The sequence below is a fragment of the Segetibacter sp. 3557_3 genome (genome assembly GCF_004354985.1).
Classification (GTDB): domain Bacteria; phylum Bacteroidota; class Bacteroidia; order Chitinophagales; family Chitinophagaceae; genus Segetibacter.
Genome location: NZ_SMSK01000012.1, coordinates 188,984 through 210,305 on the forward strand (window position 1 = coordinate 188,984; position 21,322 = coordinate 210,305).

The following is a 21,322-nucleotide window of genomic DNA, read 5'->3' on the forward strand; positions in this document are numbered from 1 at the left end:
GAGTTCTATACGCATAATTCCGCACTCTGCATTATAACTCTGCACTCATAATTCTGCATTCATAACTCTCTCTCATCACTCATCTCTCCGACACGGATTCACCGTTTCTCGGGATGGTAGCAACATCACGATTCGGAGTTCTACACGCGTAATTCCGCACTCTGCACTCATAACTCTGCACTCATAATTCTGCATTCATAACTCTCTCTCTCTCATCACTCATCTCTCCAAAGTGGGTTCACCGTTACTGGGAATGACAGGAACATCACGATTTGGAGCCCTGCACTCATAACTCTGCACTCATAATTCTGCATTCATAACTCTCTCTCATCACTCATCACTCCAAAATGGGTTCACGGTTCTTGGGAATGACAGGAACATCACGATTTGGAGCCCTGCACTCATAATTCTGCATACATCAATTAATGCCAATCTCTTTCGTTTAGTCAAGCCAGGGATGCAGTTTGTTTGCCCAGGCACTTCCAACAGTACAAGAGTGCGACGCAACGACGCCTCATAGTTGTTCTGCCGCCTGGTTCAAAAAAAATGGAAAATGTAAAATGGAAAATGCAAAAGTGAAAAAGGGGGCCAATCACGTCTGATCATTCATATCCCATAACGCATAATTCTGCGTTCCCTCATCACTCATAACGCTCTTTACCACTCGTAAAGCTCCCATTTAACATTCAACATTTAACATTCAAAATAGCCTATAACTCTTCCTCACTTCAGCTTCTTCTCAAAAAATTCAATCGTGCGTTTCCAGGCAAGTTCTGCCGCGGCTTTATCGTAGCGCGGCGTGGTATCGTTATGAAACCCATGGTTCACCCCAGGGTACATATAGGCGGTGTATTCCTTTTTGTTTTCTTTTAGTGCTGCTTCATAAGCGGGCCAGCCTTCATTCACCCGGGTATCCAGTTCGGCATAGTGCAACAACAGCGGCGCCTTAATTTGCGGAACATCTTCTTTGGCGGGTTGTCCACCATAAAACGGAACAGCGGCGGCAAGATCAGGTAATCGCACCGCCATTCTGTTTGCAATTGCACCACCAAAGCAAAAGCCGACTACACCAACTTTGCCATTGCAATCCTTATGAGTTTTCAGGTATTCGTAAGCAGCAATAAAATCTTCGAGCATTTCCTTCTGGTCGCGTTTGCTTTGCATTTCGCGACCCTGGTCGTCGGTGCCGGGATAGCCACCAAGCGGTGTCAATGCATCAGGAGCAAGCGACACAAAACCCGCAAGCGCGGCCCTGCGTGCAACGTCTTCGATGTGTGGATTGAGCCCGCGGTTTTCGTGAACCACCACGATACCACCAAGCTTCTTTTTAGCATCGACGGGTTTCAACAACAAGCCTTTAATCGACCCGCCACCTTTTGGAGAAGGGTAGGTGATGTAGTCCGATTTCAGGCGTGGATCATCTTTTTTTACCTGGATCTTGTCCTGGTAGTCGGGCATCAGGAAACTCATCAGCGCAGGTACGGTAAGGCTGCCGACAGCGTAGGTAGAAAGTCGCTGCATAAAGTCGCGCCTGTTCAGGCGATTGTGCGCATAGTCATCGTACAGATCAAAGACTTCTTGTTTGATGTCTTCCTTTTTAATTTCATTCATGTTGGTCAGGGTGTATTTTGCTTCAAATTAGGTGATTCCGCCCAATGTTGGGGCACTCCGGTCAGAACGGTGGCCCGGGATCCGTGACCTATGCCTCAAATAAGCGCAATCCTGTATCCATACCAAAACAGTATCCCCGATCAGCTTTGCAAAAGGGCGTTTCATCATGTGGGTGTAAAGGCCCGGGAAGGTCCGGCAGTGGCCATCATCAACTACTTATGTCCATATTCCGGTAGTCAAAATCAGCCAGCTAAAGCATGATAAATTATGCAGATCAGGCACCTTATCTTAGCCCATAGTTTCTAAGAATTATCGCTAACTTGGTAGAAGCGTGTTTGCCCGGTTTATAAAAACATTAGTTATGTATTACTTCAGGAAGACGATCTTAAGCCGATGGACTTTATGGTCGATTAGCTTTATTATGCTTTGCCTGGTGGTGTCTTGTTCTAAAGACGATGAGATGTCGCGAGCCGAAATATTGAGCTCAACCCGTTGGAAGAGTACGGCTGTTAAAGACAGCGTTGGGGTAGATGTTACGCCCTCTTTTCAGAACTTCATGGGGCTGGCCACCTACAACCGGGATGGCACCTATGAATTCTTTACCCTTGATGGCGCACCCCGCGGAGACCGTGGACTATGGGCACTAACCGTTGATGGCAACAAGCGGATCTTAAATTCAACCACCCTCAATTATACCCGGGTGGTCGACATCGTTGAACTCAATACCAGGATTTTTACTTACCGGGTAAATGCAAGCGGTAAAACGGTTACGGTGGAGCATGTGCCGATTCAGTAAGCGGTAAACGCAGTCTACTTGAACGTCCTGTTGGCAACAAGCCATATCCTGGGTACTACCGTATTGCCTTGCATGCGGGCTCAGGGAACCAGTTACACCAGGGAATGTTTTTTATAAGGTGGTATGGCCACTTAGCAACAAACGCATTCTTGTCCGCAAAAGAAACCTGCTCTCACGAATAGCGAGCGAACAGCTCATACCTCAACACTGCACTTTACGGAGCTTATGCTGCGTGTGCAAAGCTGACCATTGTTATCGGTAAACGAACTGTAGAGTACACCTTTTTTAGACAACAAATTCGCTAAATCATGGGTGCGGCCTTAGTATTTTTTTTTCTGAGCAAGCCGGATCCGCTTACTTTTACAATTGTTGTATTTCTCCTCAGTGATCAGTTCTATTGCTAATCCTCCAGCTGCTTTGCTGCCTTCGCCCGATTGGCGTTTGTAGTTCTAAACAGCTTAATATTCTCCCGGATAATCGTAGATTCAATAGTGTTCCAGGTTGCAGGAATCGCTCTTTCTGTCCCGAATTTTTAACCTTACCGTTTATGATTATAACGCTACCCCGCTTATGCCAGCTAACCAGGCACCCTGCATACCTGTCATTGTTACCTGCTTTATTGTTCCTGTTGCCATGGAATGTCCGTGCCCAGTCCGGCAATACCCCGGTTTACTACTCAGTCAACAACAATTATCCAACCGGCAATTCCAATTTTCAAACTTTTACGGAAGCATTCGAATTTCTCAAGGCTGGTATAAGTAGCCCGGTTGTGATTTATCCTAATTATGGAACCGGACCGTACAACGAAAAACTAATAATTGGCGCAATTCCGGGTGCTTCCGCCACCAATAATATCCTGGTTTATGGGAACGAAGTAACGATCACTTATAATGTCGCCCAGGCCGACCAGGCTGTCATCAAACTTGATGGGGCAGATCATATCAAGTTTGATCACCTGAGGGTTAACACCGGCAACAGTAATTACGGTAGTGGTTTTATGCTGACCAATGGCGCCGACTCCAACATCATCGTGAATTGTATAGTGAAACTATCTACATCGTCCGACAACTACGATAATACGGGCATAGGTATATTCAACAGCAGGGGCAATAGCATAAACAACAATAACGTAACGGGCGGCAATTTTGGCGTATACCTGACCTCTACCGCGAACAAGTTGCGCGATAATGTCATCAGCGATTTCTACGAGTTTGGGGTGTATGTGAACAATACAACAGCTGTTGCGGTGACTGGCAATCACATCAGCCGGCCGACCCGATCCATCGTTGCGGATTTCAATGGTATTTACCTGACCGGCCTGGCGCGGAACGATACCATATCAGGCAACTTTATCCATAGTGCTTTTAGTGGCAACACCGCAAGCACTAAGGCAGCCTATGGCATTTTCCTGGCCAATACCAACACCCCCGCTGGTGCATCGCTGCTGGTGAGCAACAATGCCGTTTCGAACCTGAATGGGAGTGGTGCTGCAACCGGCATACGGGTACTAGGTGCTGCTAACACACAGGTTTACCATAACTCTGTTTCGATCGATGGCACTGCGTTGGGAACAGCAACAGAGCTTAAGGGCATTCAGTTTGAAAACTGTTCAGCTGTTGTATTCAAAAACAACCTGGTGAACATCACAAGGGAAAGCGGCGGAAAGAAATACGGCATCTATGGTGATGTTGGCCTTTCCAGTGTCACAATCGACTACAACAACTACTATCTTAAACCGGGGATGTTAAACAGTTTTGCTGCGGGACACAATGGACGAGACTATCCTGGTCTTCTTCCCTGGCAAATGGAAACAAGCCAGGACAGGCACAGCCTTACAGTCGATCCCCAGCTTTCAAGTCCTGCTTCAGGCGTACTGAGCCCACAGGCTATGGCGCTTGACAATAAGGGGGTAAACGTGGGCGTAGCAAGCGACATCTATTTGCAAACCCGGAGTACAAGTACACCTGATATCGGTGCGTTTGAGTTTACGGGAGCAACCTGCATGGTAAGTCCGGGTGCTGCTACCACTTCGACCACCAATGTTAGATTCGGATGCACTTTCGATGTCTCACTTACAGGCCACTCGGTAAGCACAAGCCAAACATACCAATGGCAGGTGGCTCAAAACGTCAATGGACCATATACATCTTTCAGGGATGTATCGAATGCACCATTCACAACAGTGGTGTACAATTTTAGCAACGACCTTGTTTACATCAGGGCCGCAGTCATGTGCGGTACTAATGTGCAATATTCCAGCCCCGTAAGTATCATTAAGAACCTCAGCGGAATAAGCGGCACTTATACCATCAATCCTTCGGCTCCGGTGAGTGATTCCAATTTTCATACGTTTACTGCTGCCGTAGCAGCGGTGAAGTGCGGGGTAAGCGGCCCGGTGACGTTCAATGTTGCTCCAGGTACATATGATGAACAGATCATACTAAAAGATATACCATCCACACCAACGAATAGGATCACATTTCAATCGGCCGATGATAATCCGGCTTCTGTTAACCTGAAGTTCTTTACAAGGAATGGTCCCAATTACCGGGTGGTAACTCTTGGAAGCAACATCACGCTTCGCTCAATGACCATCACGGCCGACAATCCTTATGTGCCCTTTACTACGCCATACGGTATTGGGATAGCGCTTGAAAACTCTAGCAATGATAGCATCATTAATTGCATTATTTCAGTGCCGGGAACCTTTAACGAAACCGCCCGTGAAAACGCCGCAGGGATTGTTGGCGAAATTTCGACTGATAATGTTTTTATGAATAACAGGATCAACGGCGGTAATTATGGTATATACTTTACCAGTGGTGGTAGGAGCAATTCATTTTTTTCAAATATTTGTACCGGAAAGCTTGCAGGTGTCCAGCTAGTCGGCACTGATATAAAGTTCATCGGTAACAATGTTCAAGCTTATAGTGAGCAAGGCAGCACCGTTGTAAGCCTCGAGTGCAGCGGTTCCGCGGACATTAGCAACAACATTATAAATGGTGGGATCGCTCCAAACCGGAGCGTACGCGGTTTAGTTGTTTCTTCAAATACTTCAGTGTCGATACCTGCCAGGATAACCAACAACACGGTGTACATGTTGGGTTCTACCAATTCCGCGGGCGTAGGTTCAACTGCTATGATTGTGACAGGCAACAATGCCCATATTACGAACAATGTGGTATTGCTTGGAACTTCGTTGGGCTATCATACCGGGTTATATTGTTCCGGACAGCAAATGTTCGCATACAACAATACCGTGCTTGCACGGCCTAACTTTGGAAACGACAATACAAATAGTGCTGTTGTTGCAGCAGAATTTGGCGGTAACGTTGTGGTAAGAAACAACATCTTTTCTACAATCGGTCGAGGTACAGCTATGGCAATTGGAGGGTCGGTTAACAGCGATTATAATCTCTTGTACGCTTCTGGGGGAGAGTTAGTGAGGTCGGGGTTAAATTATTCGACCCTGCAGGCCTGGAGAAACGCCTCTGGTCACGACAGGAACTCAGTTTCATTAGCACCGGCATTTATAAACAATTCAACTTTTAATGCCGATCTCCGGCCCGACTCCTCCTCGCCAGAGGTCTGGGCACTACAAGGCCACGGTATTCACATTGCCGGCAACGATAAAGACATCAATGGTAATCCACGGCCAACCACTTTGGCTGAGGGTGCACCGGATCTTGGTGCATATGAATTTACCCCTGTGGTAGCGCCACCTGCAGCAACAGCTATACCTGCAACACCCATTGCCGGTAGCACCCAAACATTTGTATTTGCAGCTGATACCATTGCAACCATTCATTGGGCGCCCGACGCCCCTGTTCCCACTTCACTAGAAGTAAGAAGGTATTCCGGTATGCTGCCGCCATCGCTTCCTGCAGGATCGGAACATATGTACTTTTATGACAGCATTAAAGCCGAAGGCCCCAGGGGATATAAATACGACATTGACCTTAACTATAAGAAAACCTGGCTGGGAACAATCCAAAATGAAGCCGGCCTCAAGCTCGGAAAAGGCACTGCTGCTGGTAATTGGAACCCTCTTGCAAACAGCACCGTTAACACCAACAGCAATACTTTATCTGCGCAAGGGCTCGATGGTTTCTCCCTATTTACCGGCTTGTCAAATCCAGCCGCAATAACCTTTAGCGGTAAGGTGTTGCTACAAGGAGCATTCAACCCTGGAGCGGGGCTGATGAATAATGGACTAAACACTGCAGGAATTCTTAAGACCCATGCTTCCAATCAACCCTATGGTACTGCTAACTTCGGATATTCCGGCAACGAAAGCGTCGGCAGTACTTTTTTTGAAAGCCATACCGACATTGTTGACTGGGTGCTCATGGAACTTCGGAGTAGCTCATCTCCCGGAACAGTAGCGGCAGCCAGGGCGGCGTTTGTAAAAAGGAATGGTACCCTGGTGGATGTAGACGGAACCGGCCAGGTAAGTTTTGCAGGCGTTGCGCCAGCTGATTATTTTGTTTCCATTCGCCACCGCAATCATCTGGCCGTCCGCTCTGCTTTAACGATAGATTTTAGCAGTGGCGCAGCAACGCATGATTTTACCACCGGAGCCGACAAGGCATATCAAAGCCAGGCGTATAGCTCCATGGTTCAGGTGGGTGCTGTTTGGGCTATGCGTGCAGGCGACGCTAACGCAAATGGCAACATTCGTTACAGCGGTCCCCAAAACGATCAGAACCAAATACTCAATATTAAGCTTGGTGGATCACTCGCAAACATCGTATCCGGTGTATATGCACCCGAAGACATCAACATGGATGGCAGCATCAAATACAATGGACCGGCGAATGACCAGAACTTTTTGTTGAACATCATCTTCAGCGGGTTGCTGAGCACCATGTATACCCAACAGCTGTAAGCATACAAGGATCATCGATCCAGGTATCCAGGCAAAACAAAAGTGCTCACATATCGCATAGGCGAACAGGGTTGATGAACCTTCCATGATTTTTGTACCAGCTATCGAATAGAAATGAATCACGATGCCCAATCAGGGTACTTCAGTTTAGCTCCAAAATTTGCTTGTTCTCTGGTATTCCTGCTCCTTAGTTGGAGACGTTTATAGCGATTGTTGCCGTTGCATTTTGTTACAACGACTTTTGGCTGACCTGTTTATTTGTAATTGGCCAATCTCTTTTAACATAAACTTCGTAGTTATGGCAAATACTGCTATCGCTTACCAATCGCTGTTTAACTTGAAGTGAAATCTACCACGGCATACTATCTGCTTTTACTTTATACGCTTGCTTTGTTTAAGCCTGTTTTACCGTTGGTACAAGACGAACTTGCACACCTTTTCGCTCATGCACATCACCTTGCAACCGTTCATCACGATCATGGTGATCATCATGCAGCAGGAGAAGTCACTGAAGCGCTTCTTGAACAGGAAGAACATCCGGGCACAGACCTTGCAAAGTCATCTACACCGGTATCCATTCATATCATTGTCGAAACTGAATTTCAGTACCTGCGGCTTCCCTCACCTATAAGGGAATTTGGCATTGCGGCAGACAGATGTACCACTATCCCTGTACTTAAACATTATCCTCCTCCTAAAAGCTGTTAAGGACAACTTTTCGCGGGCTTTTATTTTACTACGATCAAATAGCAGGAAAGGTGCATCCTATGCCGAAGGGTCAACAACTTTATCAGTGATCCCGGTTTATCTATGTACGGACAATTTCCGATGTTCCTGCATGTTTGTTAGCGTAACAGGTGAAGCCACGCCATACCATCGTAGTTTCAATACTACTGGTATCCATCCCATTCCTTAAACAGGTATTTTATTGCTACGGCAGCATGAAAGATAAGTGCAGGCTGCTGCAGGTGATCTGATGCCCCCAACTAACCCAACAATCTAAATGATCAGGAAACTAATTTCATTGCTGTTAATGCTGGTAACAGCAGGCAGTTGTTTATACGCGCAGAATGCCACCCTAAACGGCCGCATTCTTTCCTTCCGCCAGGAGCCTCTTTCCAATGTGAGCGTCACACTTCTAAACACCTCAATTGCCACCATTACAGATGAAAGCGGAAGCTTCAAAATTGTTAACATACCACCAGGCAGTTATTCAATTGTAGCCACCAGTGTAGGCTATACGGCTACAACCAGGAGCCTGGTGTTTACAAGTGGCCAATCAATCAATCTTGATCTGCAGCTTTCTGAAAACAGGCAGGTTTTACAAGAGGTATTTGTTAGCGGAAGCAGGAACAAATACCGGCAAGCTAACACGAGCCTTGGCACCCGAACGGATGCCCGTTTGATAGAGATACCACAGAGTGCCCAGGTAGTTGGCCAGCAGGTAATCAAAGACCGGCAGGCGTATACGCTAAACGAGATTTCAACCGTAATGACCGGGGTTAAAGCAAACAATGGAATGGGTGCTTTTAGTATGCGCGGTTTCACCGGGTATAATCCGTTTGATGCAGGCTTCATTACGTTCAACGGTATCAGGGGTAACCTTTATATGTGGAGCCAGGCACCACTGCTTTATAATGTGGACAGGGTTGAAGTGCTTCGGGGGCCGGCGTCTGTTTTGTTTAGCGAATCAATGCCTGGCGGCGTAATCAACTTTGTAACAAAGAAGCCCCAGGCCGATAAACAAATCGAATTGAATGCAACCTATGGCAGCTGGAATATGGCAAGGATTTCTGCAGATGCTACGGGCGCTATTTCGAAGGATAAAAAGTTGCGGTATCGCGCCATTGGCGGCTTCGACCGCAGCAATAGTTTTCGAAACTACCAAAAGATCCGGAACGTATTTCTGGCACCTTCACTTGCTTACCACTTCACACCAAATACTTCACTGAACCTCGACGTTATTTATGCCTATGCAAGTGCGGTACAACAGTACGATAGGGGTGTATTCGTAAAGAAACTTGCCAATGGTTCTTACGACTTCAATTATTATCCGAACCATCTAACAGTTCATAGTCCTACCGACTTTGGCAAAACACATAATACATCGGCAGCTATAAATTTCAACCACCGGTTTAATGATAACCTGTCATTTGTTGCTGTACAACGTTATGTTAGAAACCAGTTCCGTTTTGCCGATCATGTGGTTAGCGGTGCAATCATTGATGACTCTATTAATCGATCTTACGAAATCTGGGACTACGACCAGTACAATTGGCAAACCACTGCCTTTGCAAATTACAAAGCAAAAACAGGCAGGATTAACCATAGCCTTTTACTTGGTGTTGACTACAACAATTACGGCTGGACAAAAAACGACTACCGGAACTCCACTTCGAAACGTATGTACATTCCCGCCCCGGATTATTCGAACGACGTACCTGCTGCGGGACCCAACGACTACTATGATGATAATAAGCAAGCCATTAACCTGGTAGGGGTATACCTGCAGGACCAGCTTTCCTTTGGTGAAAGGCTTAAACTGCTGTTGTCGTTGCGGCACGACTCGTATAACATGGTTCAGACACCTTTATCTTCGAGAGACGATTTGCAGGGCGACAGATCAACTGCAGACGCATGGATACCAAGGGTAGGACTCGTTTTTCAGCCCGTGTCAAACATCGCGTTCTATGGCAATTATAACAAGAGTTTCAATCCGCAACTCTCCAATTCGGCAGGCGCCGGAGGTCCATTTCCACCCCGAACAGCAGAACAATTTGAAGTGGGGTATAAGGGTGATTACTTTAACAATGCACTGTCTACAACAGTATCATTTTACGACATTCGTTACCGCAACATACTCGCCGCCGATCCTACTGCCGAAAACCCAAACAGGCAGGCTGTTGTGGATGGCACACGGAGCAAAGGTTTCGAACTTACCGTACAGGGTAACATAAGAAATATCTCTGTAATCGGAGGGTATGCTTATAACGATCATCGGTTAACCAGCAACAGCACAATAGGTAAAATGGGTTTCCGGTATGTAAATGCGCCTTATAACATTGCAAACCTCTTTTTAAAATACGACGTCCGGAAAGGCCGTCTTAACGGACTGGGTTTCGGCCTTGGTGGAAGGTATGTCAGCAGCCAGGTGGGTAACCTTGCAACACAGGATTTTGTGGTACCGGAATCCACAGTGGCCGATGCGGTAATCAACTATCAGGTAAGAAAATTCAATGTGCAGTTGAATGTAAACAACATTGCAGATACCCGTTACTTTATCGGCGGCCTGTCGCGCACCACAATTGCAGCCCTGGGCAGTCCGCGTAATTTTAGGTTGTCTGTAAACTATACGATTTTCTAAAAATTTCAATAGTAAATCAGGTCCATTGGTAGCCACAATTGTTGCAACAGTAAAAAACCTGGTTGATAAAACCAGGCAAATATTTCAACGAAAAGCCGCACCGGCCGGTGTAGCACTAAAGCATAAAACAAAGATGAAAAAAGCACTAACAATTATTTGCATGCTCTTTATCGGAAGCATACTAAACGCACACGAATATGTTCTGCTGGCCTACAAATACCACGTGCAAAAAGGTGATACCCTGGAAGTGCACTTGTTCGTTGCCGACGGTTTCAACATTCAACTCGAGCGACCCGTGCAGAAGAAGCTTACCCGAAATTTTGGGATCATCACAGCAAACGGCACAACCGATCTGCTCAGCAATGCTAGAGAGGGTGCTTTACCAGTACTTGAAACAAAGGTAGACTTCGATGGTCTGGGGCTCATACACCTGGAGAGGGATTACTCCAGGATCGCGCTCACCACAGCAAAGTTCCGGGAGTATCTTAAAGAGGATCATATTGAAAACATTGATGTAAGTAAAGACCCGGCCGATAAACTGCAGCCGGAAAGGTACAGCCGGTACATTAAGTCGTTAGTGCTAAGCGGAGATAAGCCACAGGGTGACCTGTACAAAAAGGTGCTGGGTCAAAATTTCGAAATTGTATTATTAGATAATCCATATTTGCTGCGGAAGGGAAGCTTATTACGCGCCCAGGTGCTGTTTATGGGAAAGCCCATCGCCAATAAAATGATCACAGCCCGCAACAGAACAGGTAATGAAAGTGCATTGCACTTGAAAGCCCGGACCGACGCAACGGGAATTTGTTCGTTTAAACTGCCGCGGGCAGGGGAGTGGTTTATACACGCTACCCATATGATACCTTGTGTTGATAAAACCGACAGCGATTGGGATAGCTTTTGGACCTCGTATAGCTTCCAGTTACCTTAACCATTGCAGGGGGCTTAAGCGCAGTTAAGTTAGCTGATCACACAGGGTGCGGCTGTTAGCATTATCGCGGTGCACGAGGCAGCGCCCTATTGCGGTTGGGGATGATGCTTTGCCTTTTATTGGAAGCATGAAACTGAATTTCCAGGAACACAGTATTTTCAAACACACCAGGGAAGCCCTGATTGCTTCCCTGGTGTGTTTTAGCGCGTAGCTGTTGCACCGGCAGCAAACAAAAGTCGTAACGTTGTATACGAACTGGACACCCCTGTGGAGACCACAGGTGTTTAAAGTGCAGTTGTGTTATGCTTATGCCCAAGTTGTTTCTAGTGATCGCACTTCTTGTTACAAACCTGAATGCTCAGTCGCAGGACTACATAATTACCGGCTTTGGTGTCAGCAGCGACAGTACGGTGCTGCATACCCGGCAAATCCAGCAGGCGATCGACAAAGCCGAGGCGGATGGTGGCGGGACCATCGTAGTGCCAAGGGGCGTTTTTCTTACGGGTGCCTTATTCTTTAAGCCAAAAACCGGGCTTAGGCTAATGGAAGGAGCGGTGTTAAAGGGCTCGGATGATATCGCACAATACCCGCTGATCCCTTCGCGTATGGAAGGACGGAGCATTTATTATTATGCTGCCCTGGTAAATGCATACCATGTTGACAGCTTTAGTATAACGGGTCCGGGTACCATAGACGGCAACGGGCTCCGCTATTGGCAGGCTTTCTGGGCCTATCGTGACTCCATGCGGAAGCTCGGGAAAGAAGCCACCAACCTCGAAGTGCATCGTCCACGGTTGTTGTTTATATGGGGAAGTGATCATGTAAAAATTCAGAACACCAAACTGCGCAACTCCGGTTTCTGGACCACCCATCTTTACCAGTGTAATGATGTGCTAATTGAAAACTGCGACATACGTTCGCCTTACAAGCCTGTACCAGCACCAAGCACAGATGGTATCGATATCGATGTTTGCAAAAGGGTGACTGTCCGTGGTTGTTACATTTCCGTGAATGACGATGCGGTATGTATTAAAGGAGGAAAAGGTCCTGATGCGCACCGGCAACCTGAGAATGGGATAGTAGAAGACATCCTTATTGAAAACTGCACCTTCGGCGAGTCGCATGGCACACTCACCCTTGGAAGCGAAAGTATACACGCAAGAAATATCACGTTGAGAAATTGTAAGGTCGAGAACAATGCTCCACTTCTGAGGTTAAAAATGCGCCCCGATACTTATCAAACGTTTGAAAACATCAGGATTGAAAATGTTACAGGCAAGTGCGGGACCATCATTAGCATGAACCCATGGCGACAATTCTTCAGCCTTGGGGGTAGTACGGAGAAGCCCTTTGCTACCGTTCGCAACATCACCATTGCTAATGTGATGGTAACCTGTAACCGTATTGGTGAACTTGAAGGTAACCCGGCTGATACAGTTGACAACATCCTGTTCAGGAACATCAAAGCGACAGCGGCAACACCTACGCTCAAGAACAACTACCAGAAGGTTAAAGCAGTGGATGTTTTTGTAAATGGTCAACCATTAGCAATAAAAAAGTGGTGACGGGAGCTCAGGCCCAGTCCTCCTTACCGCATGATCACAGGGCAAATAAGGGAATCTGCCCGCAAAGAGTTGAGTTATTAACTACGCAGTTACAGACTGGGTTTGGCGCACCCGCCTTTTTTCGTTGACTTCAAGCGACGGTCCCTGGGTGACTTCAATTATTTCGGCGTCTTCAATGACTTCTATACCGTGACAACAATTTGCGAGTAGTATTACATCGCCGGTATGTAAAATGCGATCCGCAATAAAAACGTGCTGGGTGTCAAACAGCCTGATTTTTACGGTGCCCGACTTAATGTAAAGCACCTCTTCCGTGCTTGTTAACTTTCTTTCAATCACCCGGTGAATGTGCGGCTGCACAACATAGCCCCGCGGCCGGTTCATATAACCCAGTTGTTGAGAAAAGGTAAGCGGCGTAAAAAATTCAATTCCCTTGTTGTTATAAGTTGCCCTTAAGATTATTGCGACAATCGCATCGCCTTCAACTATTTTTTCAATCATGGGGAAAGGTTTTGTTGCTTACAGTCGCGGGAAGATACATCTTGTTCAAAATCCTGGCTATGCAAGTCGCAAGTCCTGAATATTTATAATCTCATTCTAATGCCAGCTACCGTAACCTGCATATTCACACCTGCTTACCCGGAAATATCAGCTTAGGTTTTGCTTGAAATCAGATTGCTCAACCTTCTCCACCTTCCCTGTGGTATCTGATCACACCGGTGACTGATCTTGCATAAGCATCGAATCCGTTACCGCTCAGCTCTTATCAAGCATATCGCATTACTCCTAATGTATCCACGGAATGAAAGCGCGACCTATTGGTAGGCTACCCGGTATATTACTCCATTGGTATCATCGGAAACCAGGAGCGATCCATCGGAATGCATGGCCAGTCCGACGAGCCTGCCAAAGTGCGCCTTATTGTTATTGACCAGGAAGCCACTAAGAAAATCATCAAATCGCACAGGCTTGCCGCCTTCAAAATGCATGCGCACGACTTTATAACCAGAAGGCTCGCTTCGGTTCCATGAACCCCGCATGGCGACAAAAGCATCGTTGCGATATTCAGCGGGATATTTAGTGCCTGTGTAGAATACCATTTGCATCGGTGCCGCATGTGCATCATATACCAGGGTGGGTAAGGTGCTTAGTGCAAGGTATTGTGCATAGGTAGTGTCGCCTTGCGGCCTGTCGGCGGGGTTATATTTTCCTTCACCAAAGATATATGGCCAACCATAATTGGCATTTTGCTTAATCAGGTTAACTTCTTCTTTTTGTTCATCATCACCGAGCCAGTCGATTCCATGATCCATTCCCCAGAATTCACCTGTTTGTGGATGCCAGCCAAAACCAATAGTATTCCGTAAGCCTTTTGCATACACGGTCATATTGGTTCCATCGAGATTGGAGCGCACCATTGTCGCGTTTAGCGGGTTTGGCTCAGGGCAGGCATTACAGGTACTGCCAACCGAGATGTAGAGCATATTATCAGGTCCGATTGCAAGGGTCCTGTTTGGATGCTGACCTCCATCGGGAAGTTTATCTGTAATCATCTGGGGAGCATCAAGGCTGCCATCGGCTTTGATGGTGGCGGTAAAGACTTCCCGCACAGCTGCGATATACATTTTGCCATTGTGGATCGCGAGGCCATGAGCCTGTTTGATGGTAGCGACAGTTTGTTTTACATCTGAAACTCCGTCGCCATTGGTGTCTTTAAGTAATACTACCGTACCGGCATCGCGATCAGAAAAGTAAACATTGCCAGGAGCGCCGGTGACCAGTATCCTTGGTTTACCCAATTGTTCAGCGAATTTAGTGACGGTAAATCCTGATGGCACTTTAAGTTGTCGTACATTTTCTGTTGAGGCAGGTGCAAGCGCAGGCCTGAAAACATAACCATTGATTTGTGCAGTGGTTGTAGTGTCCTTGGTTTCGGGGATCATCCAGATCCAAAAGTCTGTATCGTCTTTACTGCAACTGTAAAAAGCCAGCATTACCAAAGCAGCAATGCCACTTAGTTTCAAAAATGATTTCATAGATCTTGAATTGATTTGCAGGATTAAATTCAATTTTTGTACCCGTTTGCCGATGGCAAAGAATTGTGCTTTCGTTCATTTGGCAGTTTTGCGTGTTCATCTTTTCAGTGGACGGACCCGATGATATTTATACGTTTGTGTGACTTGGTTGAGAAAGGATTGGAAGCCTGTAGATTTAATTGCCCCTTGCTGTTCCTCCCGACATGGTGTACGAAGACTCCTCAAAGCAACTTCTGCCTGGCAACGGGTTATCCAGCAATCATCCGTTATTTATCACCCCGATGATCCCTCCGTTAGCCCGGCTCACGGGTAACTGTTCATCTTCAAAGATCGATCGCTGTTGCATTTTCTTGATTTTTGTTTTTTAAACGTACGGCAAAACGGAGGCAGCGTAAGTTTTCGGTAAATTGTCTCCAACTTTCCATTCATCAAAATGTTGCACTATGAAAATGCTTTTTCTTCCCAGGGGAGCCTTTATGGTTATCCTGCTGCTTTTCTACTCGCTTACTTTTTCACAAACAGGTTTCAGGGTCACCGGCAAGGTCAGCAATGAACAGGGTGAGGGCCTGTCGGGTGTAACCGTGCAGGTGAAAAACACCACTGCTGCCGCTTCAACCGGTAACGACGGATCGTTTACGATTAACGCACCGTCAGGCAATGCAACTCTTGTTTTTAGTTATGTGGGATTTGCCTCGCAGGAGATTGCCCTCCGAAACAGGGCGCAGGTGAATGTTACCATGGCTGCAGCAGCGGCCGCACTTGAGAATGTAGTGGTTGTAGGTTATGGTACCCAAAAACGGAGTGACGTGACAGGAGCCCTCACCAGTATCTCTGCAGAAACGCTTCGCGAACGGCCTGTTACCAATGTGCTGCAGGCACTACAGGGAAAGGCAGCGGGGATGAACGTGGGCAGTAACCTGAGACCGGGTGAACTGCCTTCCGTGAGGATCAGGGGTAACCGTTCGATAAACGCTTCCAACGATCCCTTATATGTTGTCGATGGTATCCCGATCGTATCAGCGCTTGGTGTTACGTCTTTTTCCATCAATGACATCAATCCAAACGATGTGGCATCGGTGGAGGTACTTAAGGATGCTTCTGCTACCGCGATTTACGGATCAAGGGGAGCAAACGGGGTTATCCTGATCACCACAAAAAAAGGATCAAAAGGAAGGATATCCATCAATTACAATTCCACCGTTTCTCTCGACTCTTACAAAACCCTTCTCGACTGGCAGAATGCCGGTGAGTATATCGACGAACTGCGGCAGGCACTTATCAATGGGCGCAGTTACCAGCCAACCAATCCGGCTAACCTTTTTACCGCCCCGCAACAGTGGTACCCCGACTGGGTGCTCGACTCCACAAAATTTGGAACCGCAAACATTACCAACAATATCAACCCGTTGTTAGATGCGGTAAGGAAAGGCTATGAAAGAAATCCGGATGGTACCATCAGAACCCGGCCTACAACCCCCGAAGAGCAGGCGCTTGGCTGGCCGGCCCAGGTACCGGTATACAATTCCCAAAACATTCCTACATACGACTGGAGAGACGCGGTTGTTCGCCAGGGAATTACCCAAAATCACCAGCTATCTATCTCAACCGGCAATGAAGCTTCACGCCTGTATCTTTCGCTGGGCTATAACAACCAACTTGGCGTACAGCGCGACCAGGACTTCGAACGATTTAACTTAAACATCAATGGCGACATCACTGCGAATAAATGGTTAACGCTTGGAACATCTATAATCGGGTCGCTTTCCAACCAAAACTATGGGGTTAATCCACCAAATACCGCCAACACCGGTGCAAAAGACCTTTTTTCCAGAGCCGCTGAACAATACCCCTGGGCGCAACCGACAGATGCAAACGGCGTTTTTATCATAAATCCGGGAGGCAATCTAAACCAGTGGAATCCATTAATCGATATTGAGCAGGCGAAAAACGAGCGACGCTCCTCTTCGATTATGGCAAATGTTTTCACCGAAGTTAAGTTGACTTCGTGGCTGAAATACCGGGTGAACTTTGGCGCACAACTCCGGAATTTTAGAAACGGTGCCTGGACGGGTCCAAATGCAACCAACCACCTGACCAACCGACCCAATACTGCCGGCTACACACACGACGAAAACTTTTCATGGGTAGCAGAAAACCTGCTCTATTTCAATAAAGACTTTGGTAAGGCGCACAGCCTCGGCGCAACGTTGTTGCAGTCGGCACAAAAATCAAGAAGGGAAAGCATTAATGCTAACGTTTCCGGAACCACTATCCCGATCAGCTTGTGGTACGATCTTGGGTCCAACACAGAGGGCCGCCCACAAGGTTATGGCACAGGATTTACCGAGAACACCCTCAGTTCATTTATGGGACGGGTTAACTATACCTTGCTTAATAAATACCTGTTGACCGCTTCGGGCAGGTACGACGGTTCCTCGGTTTTATCTACCGGCAATAAATGGAGCTTCTTTCCCTCCTTTGCGCTTGCCTGGAAAATGCATGAAGAGGACTTCCTGCAAAACGCCAACTGGATCAACGAAATTAAACCCCGTTTTGGCTATGGCGTAACCGGTAACTCGTCCGTTAATCCCTACACCACATCAGGTCCGCTCAGCAGAAACCCTTATATCTTCGGTACACTTCCGGGCATCGGCTACTTGCCGCAGCTGGTTCAAAACCCCGATCTTGGATGGGAGAAAACGGCACAATGGAATCTTGGTGTCGACTTTTCCATACTGAAACGCAGGATCTCCGGAGCCCTTGAATACTACCAGGCGACCACGACGGACCTGCTTTTCCAACGCACACTGCCAGGTGTATCCGGTTATGTACAAAAGTTCGTAAACATTGGTCAAACCAGGAACAAAGGGGTTGAGGTTACACTAACAACCAGAAACATTGACAATAGAGATTTCAGCTGGACCACCGACCTCAACTTCGCTGCCAATACCGAAGAAATTGTTGAACTCACCAACGGCAAACAAGACATCCTTTCGGAGCGCCTGTTTATTGGTCAGCCTACCAGGGTGTTTTACCATTACGCAAATGCAGGCATCTGGCAGAATACCAAAGAGGACCTCGACGAAATGGCCAAATTCAATGCTGCCCCAGGTAACCACCGGTTTTATCCCGGTACCATTAAAATCGTTGACCAAAATGGTGACTACCGTATCAATGCAGAAGACTACGTCATTCGTGGTTCTAATCGCCCCCGGTGGACCGGTGGTATCACAAACACCTTCCGCTACAAGGATCTTCAATTGAGCTCGTTTGTTTATGCACGTATCGGTCAAACCTATTTCGGTGGATACCCCGGTTTGTTCAGCCGCAACGAGGCAGATCGCTGGTCGTGGAACAACCCCGGCGGAAGCTGGCCGATGGTGATCGCAGGACCATCTGTTGTCGACAACTTTTCGCCGGCAATGCAGTTCAACAGCGGATCATTTGTTGTGGTAAGAAATATTTCACTGTCCTACGATTTTCCCGATAAGCTCATCAACAGGGCAACGATCAAAAACCTGCAGCTGAACGTGCAGGTGCTTAACCCTTTCATCTTTGGTGGTGCTGCCGTAAAGGCCGGCATCAACCCCGATGATGAAACCAACTGGGATGCGGTATCACAGGCAAACAGCAACAACACGAGTCCGTTAGGCGGAGCAAACAACAACACTATTCTTCCACAAAGCATTGTTTTTGGCGTGCGGCTAGGCTTATAACCCAATAAAAGTATTATTATGAAAAGAAGTTTTTTAGCCATAATGATCCTCTTCAGCTTTTTCGCTTCGTGCAAAAAGTTTCTCGAAGAGCGGCAGGTGGCCAATCTTACCCAGGATTATTACAATAATGAAAGTGGTCTTGAGGCGCTCATCAGCGGGTTGTATGTGTACGCCCGTGTTAAGCATGAATGGGATGCAAGTGGTGCCAGGTTAACGGAAACAGAAACCGATGCCTACCAGACTGCAAATACCCTTTTCGCAACCATGAGTGCTGCATCCTATGGTTCTGATGTGAGCACTATTGCGACCAACGTAAATAACTATCTCGGAAGCGCGAATTCCAACTATGCGCCAATGGGGGCGTACCCGCATATCAACAATTGCAACATCGCGCTCGACATTATCGACAATACCAAACCTGGTAAGTTCGGCACCGATGATGCCTTTAGAAGAGCAAGGCGTGCCGAAATACTGTTCCTCCGTTCCTGGGCCTATTACCTGGTGTCTAATCAACTTGGAGATGTGCCGTTGCTGCTGACACCACGGAGAGAAGATAACGGGATTTACAATTATCCGAAGGCCCGGCTTGAGGACATCTATAAGCAGATTATCAGCGACGTTCGATATGCTTACGAAAACCTGCCCGTAACTACCGTAAGGGGACGCGCATCAAAACTCGCAGCGGGTCATTTCCTTGCGAAGCTTTACCTCAACCGTGCACAAGCTGCGCCTTTCCAAAACAGTGGAGAAGTGCACCTTAAAATGTTGTACAAGGGCAGCGTTGCCACTGATCTTGACTCATCAATTGCCATCGCAACCGAGGTGATCAACGCCGCTGGTGGGGTTGGTGGTCTTGCCCCGGATTACTGGATGCTGTTCGATCCAAAAACATCTGAAACCACACCGCACAGGGAAGTATTGTTTGCCGCCCAATTTGACGTGAATACAACCCTGAATGGACGCTTTGGTGGTAACCGGTCTGTTAACTACCACATCGGCGATTATACCAGTGCTACGGGTGTAACAAGGGTTATGGCTTATGGTCGACCATTTGGTATCTTCAAGCCAACCGACTGGGGATACGATAACTTCCGCGATAAAGTAAACGACTCGCGTTATTACAAAACCTTCCAATACGAATACATCAGCAATGCTACAGGTTCATTTACCTGGAACGCCGGTGCTGCTGCATGGTGGAACGCCAACCGGCCAACGGGTGAACCCGCAGTTGTGGTAGGGGCGCCTCGTGCGACTTCCGGCAGGCGCGCGTTGATTTATCTTGAGAACGACATTACCGAGGCCCTTGACTCCACACGAGTAATGAGCCAGCCTTACCAGTTTATGGTACGGTGGATAAGGTCGGCGGTAACAGGCCGGCTGTATTATCGTTTATGGTACAATGGCGAAAACATGGGTTTGAACACGGGTAGAACAGCCCCATACCTTTCCTCGAAGAAGTACACCGATCCATTGCGCGGTGGAAGTGCCGACGAGTCGAACTTCAACAGCGAAGCGGGTACACGTGACGCGATATTGATGCGTTTGGCAGAGACCTACCTTATTCGGGCAGAGGCATATGGTCGCAAGGGCCAGTATGCGCAGGCCGTCTCCGACATCAACGTACTGCGCGAGCGGGCGGCTTATAAATCGGGTGAACAACGGCCTAACGTGTTGGTGGAGTGGGAGCCCAAAGCAACAACCCTTACTGCTGCCGAAAGAACCCCACCCTATTCGGCATTAAACTCCTTTAGCCGGATCATGGCAACCGAAAACCATTTTACACCCGGAACCCCTGAGGCAGTCGCCGAAGGTTATATTCCAACGGTCACCTCGAAACAGGATATGTTCATCCACTTCATCTATAATGAAAAAGCGCGGGAGTTTTTATCTGAAGGACTTCAATGGGAGGACCTGCACAATGCCGGTATACTTTACGAGCGGGTGGTTTACCTTAACCAGACCGCATCTCCGTTGACAGGCCTATGGCCCGTAGCGTTCAACACAGCGAATGGAAACGGGCAAAATGGAAATGGTAAAGGACAAATGCGCAAAGAGTATACGTTCCGTCCATGGCCAAATGCCTACCTGGTTCAATTAACCGATGAAACCGGCAACCCGCTTGATGCCGCGGCGAGGAAAGCATACCAGAACCCTGGTTACTAATAAATTACTTTTTTCGATAACAAAAGGGTTGGCTTCAGGGTCAACCCTTTTTGTTTAGTGCAGTGCACAAATAATTGGGGTAACCTAGGTTAAGCTTTTTTATGGACCCGGCTGTGGCAATTCAATTAAGCATCGTTGCGTCGCACTCTTCAATGATGAGATTACGCTGCACCACTGAAAGGAAAATGATATTTTGGTTGTTTTCGCCTCTATATATTAAGCATTTTAGTGCTAAGTTGATAAGTTAAAAAG

General features: G+C 47.3%; 11 protein-coding genes. 8 read left to right on the forward strand and 3 right to left on the reverse strand.

Going from position 1 to position 21,322, the window contains the following annotated elements:
- Positions 1-723: 723 nt before the first annotated feature.
- Positions 724-1,611, reverse strand: coding sequence for a dienelactone hydrolase family protein (locus tag EXU57_RS17145; protein ID WP_133269459.1), 888 nt, complete (start codon positions 1,609-1,611; stop codon positions 724-726).
- 361 nt (positions 1,612-1,972) lie between these two features.
- Between EXU57_RS17145 and EXU57_RS17150 the strand changes: the two genes are divergently transcribed.
- The 6 genes from EXU57_RS17150 to EXU57_RS17175 all read left to right on the forward strand — a co-directional run bounded on the left by EXU57_RS17150 (position 1,973) and on the right by EXU57_RS17175 (position 13,155).
- Positions 1,973-2,407, forward strand: a complete 435-nt coding sequence (locus EXU57_RS17150; RefSeq protein ID WP_133269460.1) for a DUF4822 domain-containing protein — start codon at positions 1,973-1,975, stop codon at positions 2,405-2,407.
- Between the two features lie 547 nt (positions 2,408-2,954).
- The gene (locus EXU57_RS17155) at positions 2,955-7,295 is read left to right on the forward strand and encodes a right-handed parallel beta-helix repeat-containing protein (protein WP_133269461.1); all 4,341 of its coding nucleotides are present in this window, start codon (positions 2,955-2,957) and stop codon (positions 7,293-7,295) included.
- Positions 7,296-7,637: 342 nt separating this feature from the next.
- The gene (locus EXU57_RS17160; protein WP_133269462.1) at positions 7,638-8,003 is read left to right on the forward strand and encodes a hypothetical protein; all 366 of its coding nucleotides are present in this window, start codon (positions 7,638-7,640) and stop codon (positions 8,001-8,003) included.
- A gap of 295 nt (positions 8,004-8,298) precedes the next feature.
- Positions 8,299-10,659 carry a TonB-dependent receptor gene (locus EXU57_RS17165; protein ID WP_133269463.1) on the forward strand — a complete coding sequence of 787 codons (2,361 nt, stop codon included), beginning with the start codon at positions 8,299-8,301 and terminating at the stop codon, positions 10,657-10,659.
- Positions 10,660-10,684: 25 nt separating this feature from the next.
- On the forward strand, positions 10,685-11,590 hold the full coding sequence (locus EXU57_RS17170) for a DUF4198 domain-containing protein (protein ID WP_133269464.1): 906 nt from the start codon (positions 10,685-10,687) through the stop codon (positions 11,588-11,590).
- Positions 11,591-11,916: 326 nt separating this feature from the next.
- On the forward strand, positions 11,917-13,155 hold the full coding sequence (locus EXU57_RS17175) for a glycoside hydrolase family 28 protein (protein ID WP_207955515.1): 1,239 nt from the start codon (positions 11,917-11,919) through the stop codon (positions 13,153-13,155).
- Positions 13,156-13,236: 81 nt separating this feature from the next.
- Here the strand turns inward: EXU57_RS17175 and EXU57_RS17180 are convergent, their stop codons facing one another.
- Both EXU57_RS17180 and EXU57_RS17185 read right to left on the reverse strand, forming a co-directional pair.
- A complete protein-coding gene (locus EXU57_RS17180; RefSeq protein ID WP_133269466.1) occupies positions 13,237-13,656 on the reverse strand; it encodes a hypothetical protein in 420 nt (139 codons plus the stop codon).
- Positions 13,657-13,970: 314 nt separating this feature from the next.
- A complete protein-coding gene (locus EXU57_RS17185) occupies positions 13,971-15,191 on the reverse strand; it encodes a PQQ-dependent sugar dehydrogenase (protein ID WP_133269467.1) in 1,221 nt (406 codons plus the stop codon).
- A gap of 443 nt (positions 15,192-15,634) precedes the next feature.
- Between EXU57_RS17185 and EXU57_RS17190 the strand changes: the two genes are divergently transcribed.
- Both EXU57_RS17190 and EXU57_RS17195 read left to right on the forward strand, forming a co-directional pair.
- Positions 15,635-18,907: a SusC/RagA family TonB-linked outer membrane protein gene (locus EXU57_RS17190; RefSeq protein ID WP_133269468.1), complete on the forward strand. Its 3,273-nt coding sequence runs from the start codon at positions 15,635-15,637 to the stop codon at positions 18,905-18,907.
- An 18-nt stretch (positions 18,908-18,925) separates the two neighbouring features.
- Entirely contained in the window at positions 18,926-21,070 is a 2,145-nt protein-coding gene (locus EXU57_RS17195; protein WP_133269469.1) for a RagB/SusD family nutrient uptake outer membrane protein, read from the forward strand.
- Positions 21,071-21,322: the final 252 nt, after the last annotated feature.